This is a genomic window from Streptomyces sp. NPDC052299 (assembly GCF_040679335.1).
In the GTDB taxonomy this organism is placed as follows: Bacteria; Actinomycetota; Actinomycetes; order Streptomycetales; family Streptomycetaceae; genus Streptomyces.
The window spans coordinates 142,616-154,624 of the sequence record NZ_JBFAUP010000002.1 but is presented as its reverse complement, the minus strand read 5'-3'; the positions used below and the strand labels follow the sequence as shown (position 1 = coordinate 154,624).

Sequence of the window (12,009 nt, the reverse complement as noted above, 5' to 3'; positions counted from 1 at the left end):
GTCAGGAATCGAGAAGCGGGGGCCGCCGGGCCGTACCTAGCCTGCTCGACATGGACATCGCACCCGCACGAAGCACCCCGGGAAAGCGCCCGGCCGACGTGGCGCGGCTGCGCCGCGTCCGCGACCTCATCGACCGGACCTACGCCGCGCCGCTGGACGTTGTGGCGCTCGCGCGCGGGGCGGGCATGGCACCCGGCTGCCTCAGCCGGCGGTTCCGGGCCGTCTACGGGCAGTCCCCGTACGCCTATCTGACGGCCCGTCGCGTGGACCGCGCGACGCTGCTGCTACGGGGTGAACTCGGCCCCGACGCGGTGAGCGCGGCGGTCGGCTGCGCGACTCCGGGGATATTCACCGCCCGCTTCACCGAGCTGGTGGGCCTGACGCCGGAGCGCTTCCGCCGCCTCACGAAGGACGGAGCCGACACCGCCGACGGCATCGAGGGGCTGCCGCCGTGCCTGGCGCAACGGGTCGCCAGAGCGGTCAGGAATCAAGAAGCCCGGCACAGGCCCGGCCCCTAACGTGAAGTTCATGAACACCACCACCGGTACCGGGCCCACCGCCTCCGGCAGCCACGCCTGACCCGCACACCCCCGCTTCGCCACGTCTCCCCCGTACGAAAGGAACACCCTGCCATGGCTACGTCGAAGTCCTCCGAGAACTACAGCGGATTCACCGCCGAGGAGCGGGCCGCGATGAAGGAGCACGCCCGCGAGGAGAAGAAGGCGGCCTCCCGGCGCGGCGCGTCCCGGGCCGAGAAGGAGGCCGCGGCGGAGCAGGACGTCCTCGCGAAGATCGCCGAGATGCAGGACTCCGACCGCGCCCTCGCCGAGCGCGTCCACAAGATCATCAGGGAGACCGCCCCGGAGCTGGCGCCGAAGCTCTGGTACGGAATGCCGGCGTATGCCAGGGACGGCAAGGTGGTCTGCCACTTCCAGAGCGCGGAGAAGTTCAAGTCGCGGTACGCGACGCTCGGCTTCAGCGACCAGGCCGCGCTGGACGACGGCGTGATGTGGCCGACCGCGTACGCCCTGACCGAACTCACCGCCGCCGCCGAGCAGCAGATCACCGCGCTCGTCCGGAAGGCGGCGGGCTGACCTTCCGGCACTCCCCCGCACTCGGCCCCCGCCACCGGATCGTCCGCGACCCGGCGGCGGGGGTTGACCGCGATGTGAGACTTGCGCCATGGACATGGGGCGCGAGTCACGGTGGGAGAAGGACGCGATGACGGTGGAGATCGTCTTCGCTCTGGTGACGGCCGCCGCGCTGGGGGCAGCCGTCTTCGCGGCGTCCTTCACCGCCGCCCTGGCGTTCGACGTCACCGGCCCGGCACGTGAACGCACCCTGACCGCAGGTGCGCTGCTCGGGGCGGCGGCCGGGGTGTGGCGCGTGGTGCGGGTGCTGCGACGGTTCGACGTCCGGCGCCGCGAGGGTCACTGAGCCGCCGGGCTCACGCTCCGGCCTGCAGGCGCAGGCCGGCCAGGGTCAGGTCCAGCGCGGAGCGGAACTGGTCCACGTCGTCGTGGCCGTCGAACTCGTCGACGATCTCGTGGACGAAGGGGAAGTCCGCCGGGTCCAGTTCGCGCCAGGCGCTCGCGAACCGGCTGAGGTACTCGTCGCGGTCCACGGAACCGTCGAGGACTTCCTGCGGCGGCTCCTGGCCCATGTCGACGGCCGAGCCGACGACGACCCCGACGATCGCGGACACCGCGTGGAACCGCTGGCGCGCGTCGAGCTTCAGCCGCAGCGTCTGCCGGCCCAGCTTCTCGTACAGGCGCAGCGAATTGCTCTGGAGGTTCGTGTTGCGCATGAAGTACACGCCGAGCCAGGGCCTGTCCACGATCGCGTCGAACAGCGTCATGGCCATCACCCGGAGGTCGTCGATGGGGTCGTCGCCCAGGGGGATCTTCTCGATGTCGGCGAGCACCGTGCCCACCACGTGATCGGTGGCGAGGTCCAGCAGTTCGTCCTTGCTCTCGACATACCAGTAGATGCTGGCGACACCGCCGCCCAGGCGCTGCGCCAGCGCGCGGAACGTCAGCGCGGGCGCGCCGGCCTCGTCCAGCAGGGCCACCGCCTCGGTCAGCACGGACTCCATCGAATGCGAAGCCCGGCGGCGTCCCCCGTCGGCCCGGCGCCGCTGCTGTGCCATGGCTTCTCCCTCTCGCTCTTTGCATCCCATCGAACGCTGTTCTATCGTAGCTCATCGTACGGCGTTCGATAGCCGAACGATGTTCGATCGAAAGGACCGCGCCATGACTACCGCCCCGCCCGGAACCGGGCCCCGCACCTATCCGTCGCTGCGTGCGGCGTGGATACCCCTGGCCGCGCTCTGCCTGGCCTTCTTCGTCGAGATGGTCGACAACACCCTGCTGTCGATCGCCCTGCCCACGATCGGCCGCGACCTCGGCAGCGGCACGACCGCTCTGCAGTGGGTCACCGGTGCCTACTCGCTGACGTTCGGCGGCCTTCTGCTGACCGCCGGATCGATGGCGGACCGGCTCGGCCGCCGCCGGGTGCTGCTCATCGGGCTCACCGTGTTCGGGGGGCTCAGCCTGTGCGTCGCACTCGTCTCGACCGCGGGCGAGCTGATCGCCCTGCGCGCCGCGCTCGGCGTGGCCGCCGCCGCGATGGCGCCGATCACGAACTCCCTGGTCTTCCGCCTGTTCGACGACAAGGCGCTGCGGATGCGCGCGATGACCGTCATGATCATCGTGGGCATGTCCGGCTTCGTCCTCGGCCCGCTGCTCGGCGGTACGGCGCTGGCGCACGTCCGGTGGGAGTGGCTGCTTCTCGTCAACGCCCCGATCGCGCTGATCGCGTGCGTCGGCGTCCGGCTCGGCGTCCCGGCCGACCGCCCGGAGGACCTGACCAAGGACAGGCTCGACGCGCTGGGCGCGCTGCTGAGCGTGGCCGCGATCGGGCTCGCCTGCTACTCGCTGACCAGCGGTGTCGAGAACGGCTGGCTCTCCGGGATCACCCTGGCGTCCGTCCTGGGTGCGGTCGCGGCCGCGGTCGCCTTCGTGCGGCACGAGCGGCGCAGCGCGGCGCCGATGCTGGATCTCCGGGTCTTCTCGAACGGCACGGTGCGGGGCGCCGCCCTCGCGCAGATCGGGACGTCCATCGCGATGGCCAGTGTGATGTTCGGGCTGATCCTGCACTTCCAGTACGCGTACGGCTGGAGCCCGGTCCGGGCCGGTCTGGCCAACCTGCCCATCATCGTGACGATGCTGATGGCCACCCCGCTGTCCGAGTGGCTCGCCCGCCGGTTCGGCCACCGCATCGCCTGCCTGGTGGGCGCGGCCTGTCTGGCGGGGTCGCTGGCCGGTCTCGCCTGGGGCGTCGAGCACGGGTACGCCGTCATCGCGGTGTGCATGGTGGTCATGACCGTGGGTCTGCGCACCGTGATGACGATCTGCGCGGTGGCCCTCGTGGAGGCGATGCCCGGCAACCGCACCTCGATCGCGGCCGCCCTCAACGACACCGCCCAGGAGGTCGGCTCCAGCGTCGGTACCGCGGTGGTCGGCACGCTGATCGCCGCACTGGTCACCACGTCACTGCCGGCCGGGGTCTGGAGCGGCGACCTCGTCGCGTCCTTCTTCCACGGCGAACGCATCACCTACGCGCTGCTCGCCGTCGTGGTCGGGCTGATCGCGGCCGTCGGCGCGCTGAACCTCACCGACTCGCACAGCGTCGAGGAACACCCCGTCGAGGAGCCCGCCTGACGCCCGCTCCGGCAGCCGGGCCCGTCGGTCCCGGGCCCGGCTGCCGGGCAGCAGCGCGTGCTACTGGGGTCTGACCGCCGGGTTGGCTCCCCGGTATGACGTCGTCGGCGCGGCCGTGCCGCTACTTTCCGGGCATCGCACCGAACCTGTGAAAGGGCTCCCGATGACGCTCGCACCCGACGCCCTCCCCGCGCGCCGCCGTCCGCTGCCGCGACGGGCGGCCCTGCTGCTCGTCCATGCGCTGCTGGCGCTGCCCGTCACCGTCCTGGCACTGCTGCTGGCCGTGACCGGCAAGGCGTCCGCCGCCGGACGGCTTCAGCGGCGCCTCGCGTCACTCGGTGGCCTGGCCGCCTCCCCCGCGCCCGCGCCGGACCGCTTCCGCACCGTCGTCGGCCGGGCCTTCCGCGGCCTCCCGGCGAACGTTCTCGCCTTCGCCCTGGCCACCCCCTCCGTGGTCCTGCTCCTCAGCCGCGGCCTGCTGTACCCGCTGGCGACGGCGGGCGAGGACCCCACCCACGCCTGGGGCGGCCCCACCGCGGCAGGCGCCTGGGCGGCCCACTTCGCGATCGCCCTGGTCATGGTCACGGTGGTGGCGGCACTCCTGGTCGCCACCCGCCGCCCGCACCGGTGGTAGGCGGGACGAGAGCCGCCCGTCGGCCCGCGCGCCGCAGCCGCCGCAGCCGCCGCAGCCGCCGATGAGTTTGCCGGGCGGCGACGGTCACCACTGGGACACACCCGCATCGTGAAGGGACAGTCCGATGACCGGTCTCATGGTGGACTTCATCATCTCGCTCGACGGTTACGCGTCCGCGGAGGGCTGGCCCGGGTTCTGGGGGATGGAAGGGCCCGAGTACCTCGCCTGGATCGACAGTGAGGGCGAGAAGCGGCACGTCAGTCTGATGGGTGCCACGACCTACCGGCTGATGTCGGGGTTCGCCGCCCAGGCCCCCGACGACCCCGGCTTCGCCGAGCTGAACGCCCTGCCCAAGGTCGTGTTCTCCTCCACGCTGGAACCTCCGCTCGCCTGGAAGAACACCGAGCTCGTCAGAGGTGACGCCGTCGAGGCCGTGCGGGAGATGAAGAGGAGCGAGACGCGCCCGCTGCGCACGCTCGGCAGCCTCAGCCTGTGTCGGGCACTGCTCGCGGCCGGTCTCGTGGACCGCTTCCGCGTCGTCGTCTTCCCGGTCATCACCGGTGCCACCGGGCGGGAAAGGATCTTCGACGCGTACCCCGACGTCCGTCTCGATCTGGTCGAAAGCCGCACCTTCGACGGCCGGCTGCAACTGCTGGAGTACGCCCCCACCGTCCTCGACGGGCCGCCCGGCGCGACCGGCGGGCAGGACGCCGGTGGTCCGGGTCAGGCGTCCTGAGACCGCACCGGTGCCGTGGCGTCCGCGTCGACGGTGAACGTCTCGCCGTTGCCCGGCACGCCGACTCCGTGCCAGGTGAACGGGACGCCGCGCGCCGTCTCCAGGTCGGGTCCGTCCATCAGCTGGAAGTGCACATGGGGCTCGGTCGAGTTGCCCGAGTTGCCGCAGCGGCCGAGCAGGCGGCCGGTCTCGACCTCGTCGCCCGGCCGGACCCGCAGGGAGCCGCGCTGGACGTGCGCGTACACGGCGTACGTCCCGTCGCCCAGGTCGAGGACTATGTGGTTGCCCACGACGCGACGGCTGCCGCCCACGGTCCTGAACACCCCCTCGACCAGCCAGAAGTACAGGAGCCCGGGGAGCGAGCCGCGGCTCAGGTGGTCGCGCTGGCCGTCCTCCGCGTGCACGACGGTCCCGCCGGCGACCGCGTACAAGGGGGCGCCGAAGGCGGGGTAGTCCCGGTTGCGCCGGGCGACGGGCCAGAGCAGGACGGTCCTGGGACGGGCGGGCCCGTCCGCCGGTTCGGCCACGATGTCGATGGCGTAGGTCTGCGCCAGGCTGTGCGTTCCGTGGCTCGGGACCTTGTCGGCCGGACTGTTGACCGCGGACCAGCGGCCGGTGACCGGGGGCGCCACCGCGACCGGCGCCGGGGGCCGGTTCTTGATCCGGTGGCGGGCGGAGCGGGCCGTCACCAGGCCGATCCCCAACGCACCGAGCGCCGGAAGCCAGCTGAGCCAGTAGTCGTACGGCAGCTTCACGAAGAGCCCGACGGCAACCTGGGCCAAGAAGACCACCCACAGCGCGTACTGGGCCTTCGCGGCGATCTTCCATGGGTCCGCAGACATGATTTCCCCCTGGTACGTAGCGGTAATCGGCGTACGCGATCGGTGTACGTCATCGGTCAGGCCCCGGGGCGTGCGGCGGTGAGCATCACGAGGAGGGGCACGACTCGCCCCGCCGGTATCTCGTAGCGCCCGCGCTCCGGGGAGTGCAGCCAGCCCGCAGCCGTCAGCTGACGCAGGTGGTGGTAGACCTGGCCGGTCGTTCCGACGCCGTCGAGCGCGGCCAGTTCGGCCGCGGTGCGCAGGCCCCCCAGGACCTCGCGCAGCAGCGTCAGCCGTACGGGGTGGCCGAGCGCGGCGAACGACGCGGCGGCCTCCGGCCAGTCGTCGCCCAGCACCGCCTCGGTGAGCAGCCCGTACTGCCATTCGTAGCGATGCCCGGTCGGAACGCGCACCGCGCCGGTGAACAGCACGGCACCGTCCGCGTCCGCCGTCACCGGGTGCCGCTCCTTCAGCGCGTCGAGCGCCCAGAAGTCGCCCTCCGCGACGGGAGGCGCGGCGGGGGCCGTCGCCTCCACCAGCGCGGCCAGGCGTCGTTCGAGCGCGGTGACACGCTCCTCCAGGTCCATGCGACGAGGTTACGTAATTACGGATTTACGCGCAAGGGCGTCCGGATCTTACGCCGGAGTGCGGCAGTACCGGCCGACGGTCGAAACGCTGTGCCGACCTCTCGATCAGCCGAGCCCGAGCCACCCGACATATTCGACGCAGAGCCCCAGCGTCCCCCGCAGAAGGACGTCGGCCACCGCACGCACCGGCCGGCCGGCCCGCTCGCGCAGCAGGACGTGGTCAACGGCCAGGGCCGCCGGCGCCGTGGCGGTCCACAGCACCGCGGCGACGAGCGCGCCGTGCGCGGCGAGTCGGCTCCACTCGTCGGCCTCCGCCCGCACGCTCAGGACGAGCGTGGGAAGTCCGGCGGTCGCCAGCACTCCGAGGAGCGTGGCCGCCACCACGTACCGCCGCCGCTCACCACGCCTCCGGCACCTGCCGAACCAGTGCGCCACGACCACCAGCGGCAGAACGTACACGACGGTGACCAGTGCGCTCAGCGCCCAGAGCAGCGGCGCGCCGACCACCAGCAGCACCGCGGTGGACTGCTCGGGTCCGGCCAGCGGGCCGGACCACAGCGGGCCGGAGGCGAGGAAGGCCACGCACAGCACCGCCATCGAGACGGACGACGGCGCCGACCCGGTCCGCTCGGCCGCACCCGCTCCGTCGAGCCGCGTCATGAGTCCTCCCCGTTCCGGCGCACCCCACGGCACACCCGGTGTCACCCGCACCACCCGCCCCGGTGCCACGCTGTGCGAGTTGCCGCATGCGGATCGTTACCCGCACCATGGGATTATCGTCCGGGTCGGCTCGTACGGCCTCACCGCCAGGGACGGGATGGGTGCGGCTCATGGCCAGGTATTTCGAGAACGGCGCCGGTGAACTGGTGTCCGACGCGTTGGCCGGCTTCGCCCGTGCGCACGCGGATCTGGTGCGGTACGACGCGGCGGACGGGTTCGTCACCGCGCGGCACTCCGCGCCCGGCCGACGGGTGGGGCTCTTGTCGGGGGGCGGGTCCGGGCACGAGCCGCTGCACGCGGGGTTCGTCGGTGCGGGCATGCTCGATGCCGCCTGTCCGGGGAGGGTGTTCGCCTCGCCGCACAACCGGCAGATCTTCCGGGCCTCGCGCGCGGTCGCCGGGCCGGACGGCGTGCTGCACATCGTGAAGAACTACACGGGCGACCGGATCAACTTCGGCATCGCGGCCGAACGCCTCGCCGACGCGGGGATCGCCTGTGCGCGGGTGCTCGTCGACGACGACCTGGCCACCGACTCGGCGGACATCGCCGCCGGGCGGCGCGGCACGGGCGCCACGGTGCTGCTGGAGAAGGTCCTGGGCGCCGCCGCCGACACGGGGCTGGGGCTCGACGAACTGGTGGAGCTGGGTACGGACCTAGCGGACCGGTGCCGCACGCTCGCGGTCGCCTCGGCCGCGCACCACGCCCCGGCCACCGGTGAGCCCGCGTTCGAACTGCCGCCTGGTGAGCTGGAGTACGGCGTCGGCATTCACGGTGAGCGCGCCGCCCGCACCCGGGCACAGGGCGCCGTGGGCGCGTTGGTGGAGGAGATGACGGGGGCGCTGCTGGACGCGTTGCGGCCCGGGCCCGAGGAGTCCGTCATCGCTCTCGTGAACGGGCTCGGGTCGGTCACCTCTCTCGAACTGTACGCGGTGTTCGGCGAGTTGGGCCGAGTGCTCGACGCCCGAGGGGTGCGGCTGGCGCGCCATCTGGTGGGCGAGTACGTGACGGCGCTGGACATGCGGGGGTTCTCCCTCACGCTCATGGCGGCCGGCCGGGCCGCCCTGGACTTCTACGACGCACCCGTGCACACGCCGGCACTGCGATGGTGAAGGCAACAGGAGGGCCCATGACGAGCGACGCTCTGGACGGCACGCGCACCCGGGAGTGGGCGGGGCGCTTCGCGGACTCGGTCCACGCCACGGAGGCCGAACTGACGGACCTCGACCAGCAGGCGGGCGACGGGGACTTCGGCGCCAACCTCGCCGCCGGAGTCCGGGCCGCCGGGCCGCTGCTCGACCGGGTGGCGGCGGAGGCCGGCCCCGGCGAACACCTCGGCGCCCTGGCCACCGCCTTCCTGGACGAGGTCGGCGGGACCAGCGGCCCGCTGTTCGGCCTGCTGTTCCAGGCGATGGGCCGGGCCGCCGGCTCCGGACCGGAGCTGGCGACGGGCGCGCTCGCCCGGGGCGTTGCCGAGGGCCTGGCCGCCATCCGCCGCGTCGGGGACGCCTCGCCCGGCGACAAGACGCTGGTCGACGCGCTCGCCCCGGCCGCCGACGCACTGCGGGCGGCCGGGGCCGCACCCACCGCCGACGCCCTGGCCGCCGCGGCGGACGCGGCGTGGCGAGGGGTGCGCGACACGGCGTCCCGGACGGCGCGCATGGGACGGGCCAGTTACCTGGGCGAACGGGCCACCGGTGTCCCCGACCCGGGGGCCGTGGGCATGGCACTGTTCTTCGCGTCCGCGACGGACACCGTGCGGACGCTGGCGCCGCACCTCACCGGTGACTGACCCGGACGCCGGTCAGGGGCCGAGGCGGCTGCGGGCCCAGCTGAGCAGTTCGGGGTCGGCCAGGCTCGCGACCCACAGGTCGGCCTGCTCACCGTCCGGGTCCGGCGGGCGCGTCCCGATGCCGACCACTCGGAGGCCCGCCCGGCGCGCCGACACCATGCCGGTCAGCGAGTCCTCCACGGCCATGGCCTCCTCGGGCGGTACGCCGCAGAGGCGGGCGGCCAGCCGGTAGACGTCCGGTTCGGGCTTGGGCCGCACCTCGTCGCCGGCGACCACGACGTGCTGGAAGCAGCCGAGGAGCCCGGCCCGGTCGAGGCACGACTCCACCGTGGCCCGGGGGCAGTTGCTCGCCACCGCGAGTGGTCGGTGGCGGGCGGCCAGCCGGACCAGCGAGGCGGCGCCCGGCATGGTGACCGGGTCCTCCTCGACGAGCGCCGTGAAGGTGCTCAGGAGGGTGTCCGCGAGTTCGCCCGCCAGATCCGGCTTTCCGGCCTCCCGGGCCATCAGGGCGCCGCAATCGGTGTAGTACACGCCCTTGGCCCGGTCCGCGAACCCGGCGGGCGGGGTGAGCCCGAAGAGCCGGAAGGTGAGGGTGCGGGCCTCCTGCCAGTGCCTTTCCGTATCCATCAGGGTGCCGTCGCAGTCGAAGACGAGGGCGGAGGGGGACCAGGAAAGGATGCGATGAGCTGTCATGTAACCGCCGTTCTCGGAGGCTGCGCCGACCGGTGAGGTACGAAGGCGCAGACATGTGCCGGATGGCACACCTGTGGAAGGAGGGGATCGGACGTGGGCGTCGCTCCGTGAGCGCGGCGGCCAGGTCGATTCCGCTGGGCGCGCCGCGTCGGACTCGCGACCCCGGGGATCAGGCCGTCCGAAACATCATGACCATTACGTTATTTCCGGGCCCCTGAATTCCGCAATCACCAATTCGAGTGCACCGGAACATATGAAAAATGACCGGCCGACTGCGCCACCCGGCCGATGAATAATAGGATCGTCGCGCGATGCGACCGCGCCTCTCACCCAGGGACGTGACGGGCTTTCACGTCGCGGCGCTAGCACGTATGAGCGAAGGTGGAACAGGTGCAGGACAGGGCGCGCGCAACCCGGAAAGTGCTGCTGGAATCGGCGGCACATCTATTCGTAGAACGGGGATATGCGGGCACGAGCGTCAATGACATAAGTGACCACTCGGGAAAGACCAGCGGCGCCATCTACTTCCATTACTCCAGCAAGGAAAAGCTCGCCCTCGCCGTCGTGCGCGAGCAGTTCGCCGCCTGGCCGCAGCTCGCCGCCACCTACGACGCCCCCGGGGTCCCCCCGCTGGAGAAGCTGGTCGCGCTCAGCTTCCGGGTCGCCCAGTCCCTCAGCGAAGACGTCGTGGCGCGGGCCGGTGCGCGGCTGTGGGCGGAGCGCCGCGCCATCGGGGCACCCGTGCCGACGCCGTTCGGCGACTGGGCGCTGGCCTGCGCCCGGCTCCTCGCCCAGGCCCGGACGCGCGGCGAACTCGCGGACGGGGTCGAGCCGTCGGCCGCGGCCGTGGCCCTGGTGTGCGGGTTCTACGGGCACTGCGCCCTGAGCGACGAGATGCCGGGCAAGTGGGGCTGGCCGGAGCGGCTCGAACAGTGGTGGCTGATGGCCCTCGCCTCCCTCCAGGCGGAGCCCGATCCGGCGGGCCTGCTCGCCCGGGCCCGCGCCCGCATCCCCGCGCAGGCGGACGGCCCGCACACCTGAGGGCCGGACCGGCGCCGCACCGGCGGACGTCTCGCGGACCGGACAGCCGGCCGCCCCACCCCTCCCCGGTGACGGGCATCACAGGCTCCCACCTCTTGACGCCCTCCTTCCAAACCGGTTTGGTTGTCCTCGTTCGAGCAGTCAAACCGGTTTGAAGACACCCGTCTTCGGCCCGCCGGCAAGAAAGTCCAGGCCCATGGCACGCAAGCCCACCATCGCGGATGTCGCCCGGCGGGCCGGTGTTTCACGCGCCACGGTCTCCTTCGCTCTGAACGACCGGCCCGGTGTCGCCGAGGAGACGAAGCTGCGGATCCTCGCGGCGAGCCGGGAGCTCGGCTGGACCCCCAGCCGGCAGGCCCGGGCCCTCTCGCTGGGCAAGGCCGGTGCCTTCGGGCTCGTCCTGGCCCGCGACGCGGAGCAGGTCGGGGCCGACCCCTTCTTCCCGGCCTTCATCGCCGGGGTCGAGGCGGTGATCGGGGAGCGCGGCGACGGGCTGATGATCCACATCACCGCCCCGGAGAACGAGCAGGGCGTCTACCGGCGCCTCGCCTCGGAGCAGCAGGTGGACGGGGTCCTCCTCACCGACCTGCGGCGCGAGGATCCGCGCCCCGCGCTGCTGCGGGAGCTCGGTCTGCCGGCCGTCGTGGTCGGCCAGCCCGAGTGGGGTGACGGCCTGACGGCAGTGAGCCTGGACGACGAACCGGCGTACACGGCCGCCGTCCGCCACCTGGCCGAGCTGGGTCACCGGCGCATCGCCCACGTCGAAGGACCGCAGGAGCTGCTGCACGCCCACCGGCGCCGGACCGCGTGGGAGCAGACCCTGCGCACGCTCGGCCTGCCCGAAGGGCCCGTGCTGCCCGGCGGGTTCACGCCCGAGGGCGGCGCGCAGGCGACCAGGCAGCTGCTGGCGTCGGCCGAGCCGCCGACCGCGATCGTCTACGGCAACGACCTCGCCGCGATGGCCGGGCTCTCGGTCGCCCAGGAGCTGGGTGTCCGGGTGCCCGACCAGCTGTCGCTGGTCGGCTACGACGACGCTCCCCTGACCCGGTACAGCTTCCCGCCGCTCGCCTCCGCACGGGCGGATGCCCGGGGCTGGGGCGAGGCGGCGGCCCGCGCGCTCGACGCGGTCGTCGCCGAGGGAGCCGCCGACCATGTGCGGCTGGCACCGGCGCAGTTCGTGCCCCGTGCGTCGATGGGGCCCGCGCCCCGCCAGTGACGCAACGGGGGCAATCGACCGGTCGTGCTCGCGCCGACCGGGAATTCCGT

15 protein-coding genes are annotated in these 12,009 nt (G+C 72.7%); 10 read left to right on the top strand and 5 right to left on the bottom strand.

Going from position 1 to position 12,009, the window contains the following annotated elements:
- Positions 1-50: 50 nt before the first annotated feature.
- The 3 genes from AB0L33_RS03880 to AB0L33_RS03870 all read left to right on the top strand — a co-directional run bounded on the left by AB0L33_RS03880 (position 51) and on the right by AB0L33_RS03870 (position 1,437).
- A complete protein-coding gene (locus AB0L33_RS03880) occupies positions 51-518 on the top strand; it encodes an AraC family transcriptional regulator (RefSeq protein ID WP_365677520.1) in 468 nt (155 codons plus the stop codon).
- A gap of 114 nt (positions 519-632) precedes the next feature.
- Entirely contained in the window at positions 633-1,094 is a 462-nt protein-coding gene (locus AB0L33_RS03875; RefSeq protein WP_365677519.1) for a DUF1801 domain-containing protein, read from the top strand.
- An 88-nt stretch (positions 1,095-1,182) separates the two neighbouring features.
- The gene (locus tag AB0L33_RS03870; protein WP_365677518.1) at positions 1,183-1,437 is read left to right on the top strand and encodes a DUF6332 family protein; all 255 of its coding nucleotides are present in this window, start codon (positions 1,183-1,185) and stop codon (positions 1,435-1,437) included.
- 10 nt (positions 1,438-1,447) lie between these two features.
- Here AB0L33_RS03870 and AB0L33_RS03865 read toward each other — a convergent pair whose 3' ends face one another.
- A complete protein-coding gene (locus tag AB0L33_RS03865; protein WP_365677894.1) occupies positions 1,448-2,095 on the bottom strand; it encodes a TetR/AcrR family transcriptional regulator C-terminal domain-containing protein in 648 nt (215 codons plus the stop codon).
- Positions 2,096-2,252: 157 nt separating this feature from the next.
- Here AB0L33_RS03865 and AB0L33_RS03860 point away from each other — a divergent pair, with 157 nt between their 5' ends.
- The 3 genes from AB0L33_RS03860 to AB0L33_RS03850 all read left to right on the top strand — a co-directional run bounded on the left by AB0L33_RS03860 (position 2,253) and on the right by AB0L33_RS03850 (position 5,092).
- Positions 2,253-3,722 (top strand): MFS transporter, encoded by a 1,470-nt coding sequence (locus tag AB0L33_RS03860; RefSeq protein ID WP_365677517.1) that lies wholly within the window; start codon positions 2,253-2,255, stop codon positions 3,720-3,722.
- Between the two features lie 163 nt (positions 3,723-3,885).
- Positions 3,886-4,356, top strand: coding sequence for a hypothetical protein (locus AB0L33_RS03855; protein ID WP_365677516.1), 471 nt, complete (start codon positions 3,886-3,888; stop codon positions 4,354-4,356).
- Positions 4,357-4,480: 124 nt separating this feature from the next.
- Positions 4,481-5,092: a dihydrofolate reductase family protein gene (locus AB0L33_RS03850; protein ID WP_365677515.1), complete on the top strand. Its 612-nt coding sequence runs from the start codon at positions 4,481-4,483 to the stop codon at positions 5,090-5,092.
- Here the strand turns inward: AB0L33_RS03850 and AB0L33_RS03845 are convergent.
- From AB0L33_RS03845 to AB0L33_RS03835, 3 genes are all read right to left on the bottom strand, one after another.
- Positions 5,080-5,934, bottom strand: a complete 855-nt coding sequence (locus tag AB0L33_RS03845; RefSeq protein WP_365677514.1) for a M23 family metallopeptidase — start codon at positions 5,932-5,934, stop codon at positions 5,080-5,082. The two genes, AB0L33_RS03850 and AB0L33_RS03845, sit on opposite strands and share 13 nt — an antisense overlap.
- A gap of 56 nt (positions 5,935-5,990) precedes the next feature.
- Entirely contained in the window at positions 5,991-6,500 is a 510-nt protein-coding gene (locus tag AB0L33_RS03840; protein WP_365677513.1) for a helix-turn-helix domain-containing protein, read from the bottom strand.
- A gap of 105 nt (positions 6,501-6,605) precedes the next feature.
- Complete coding sequence (locus tag AB0L33_RS03835) at positions 6,606-7,160, bottom strand: hypothetical protein (protein ID WP_365677512.1); 555 nt, start codon at positions 7,158-7,160, stop codon at positions 6,606-6,608.
- Between the two features lie 170 nt (positions 7,161-7,330).
- On the opposite strand from AB0L33_RS03835, the gene AB0L33_RS03830 reads away from it, so the two are divergent.
- Together AB0L33_RS03830 and dhaL are read left to right on the top strand one after the other, a co-directional pair.
- Positions 7,331-8,329: a dihydroxyacetone kinase subunit DhaK gene (locus AB0L33_RS03830; RefSeq protein ID WP_365677511.1), complete on the top strand. Its 999-nt coding sequence runs from the start codon at positions 7,331-7,333 to the stop codon at positions 8,327-8,329.
- A 17-nt stretch (positions 8,330-8,346) separates the two neighbouring features.
- On the top strand, positions 8,347-9,009 hold the full coding sequence (gene dhaL, locus AB0L33_RS03825; protein WP_365677510.1) for a dihydroxyacetone kinase subunit DhaL: 663 nt from the start codon (positions 8,347-8,349) through the stop codon (positions 9,007-9,009).
- A 12-nt stretch (positions 9,010-9,021) separates the two neighbouring features.
- On the opposite strand, the gene AB0L33_RS03820 is transcribed toward dhaL, so the two are convergent.
- Entirely contained in the window at positions 9,022-9,702 is a 681-nt protein-coding gene (locus AB0L33_RS03820; RefSeq protein ID WP_365677509.1) for an HAD family phosphatase, read from the bottom strand.
- Between the two features lie 390 nt (positions 9,703-10,092).
- Here AB0L33_RS03820 and AB0L33_RS03815 point away from each other — a divergent pair, with 390 nt between their 5' ends.
- Together AB0L33_RS03815 and AB0L33_RS03810 are read left to right on the top strand one after the other, a co-directional pair.
- Positions 10,093-10,743 (top strand): ScbR family autoregulator-binding transcription factor, encoded by a 651-nt coding sequence (locus AB0L33_RS03815; RefSeq protein WP_365677508.1) that lies wholly within the window; start codon positions 10,093-10,095, stop codon positions 10,741-10,743.
- A gap of 196 nt (positions 10,744-10,939) precedes the next feature.
- Positions 10,940-11,959, top strand: a complete 1,020-nt coding sequence (locus tag AB0L33_RS03810) for a LacI family DNA-binding transcriptional regulator (RefSeq protein ID WP_365677507.1) — start codon at positions 10,940-10,942, stop codon at positions 11,957-11,959.
- The last annotated feature ends 50 nt before the right edge of the window (positions 11,960-12,009 follow it).

Coding starts and splice junctions, on each gene's coding strand:
- AB0L33_RS03880 (WP_365677520.1), top strand. CDS start 51: ATGGACATCGCACCCGCACGAAGCACCCCGGGAAAGCGCCCGGCCGAC.
- AB0L33_RS03875 (WP_365677519.1), top strand. CDS start 633: ATGGCTACGTCGAAGTCCTCCGAGAACTACAGCGGATTCACCGCCGAG.
- AB0L33_RS03870 (WP_365677518.1), top strand. CDS start 1,183: ATGGACATGGGGCGCGAGTCACGGTGGGAGAAGGACGCGATGACGGTG.
- AB0L33_RS03865 (WP_365677894.1), bottom strand. CDS start 2,095: ATGGAGTCCGTGCTGACCGAGGCGGTGGCCCTGCTGGACGAGGCCGGC.
- AB0L33_RS03860 (WP_365677517.1), top strand. CDS start 2,253: ATGACTACCGCCCCGCCCGGAACCGGGCCCCGCACCTATCCGTCGCTG.
- AB0L33_RS03855 (WP_365677516.1), top strand. CDS start 3,886: ATGACGCTCGCACCCGACGCCCTCCCCGCGCGCCGCCGTCCGCTGCCG.
- AB0L33_RS03850 (WP_365677515.1), top strand. CDS start 4,481: ATGACCGGTCTCATGGTGGACTTCATCATCTCGCTCGACGGTTACGCG.
- AB0L33_RS03845 (WP_365677514.1), bottom strand. CDS start 5,934: ATGTCTGCGGACCCATGGAAGATCGCCGCGAAGGCCCAGTACGCGCTG.
- AB0L33_RS03840 (WP_365677513.1), bottom strand. CDS start 6,500: ATGGACCTGGAGGAGCGTGTCACCGCGCTCGAACGACGCCTGGCCGCG.
- AB0L33_RS03835 (WP_365677512.1), bottom strand. CDS start 7,160: ATGACGCGGCTCGACGGAGCGGGTGCGGCCGAGCGGACCGGGTCGGCG.
- AB0L33_RS03830 (WP_365677511.1), top strand. CDS start 7,331: ATGGCCAGGTATTTCGAGAACGGCGCCGGTGAACTGGTGTCCGACGCG.
- dhaL (WP_365677510.1), top strand. CDS start 8,347: ATGACGAGCGACGCTCTGGACGGCACGCGCACCCGGGAGTGGGCGGGG.
- AB0L33_RS03820 (WP_365677509.1), bottom strand. CDS start 9,702: ATGACAGCTCATCGCATCCTTTCCTGGTCCCCCTCCGCCCTCGTCTTC.
- AB0L33_RS03810 (WP_365677507.1), top strand. CDS start 10,940: ATGGCACGCAAGCCCACCATCGCGGATGTCGCCCGGCGGGCCGGTGTT.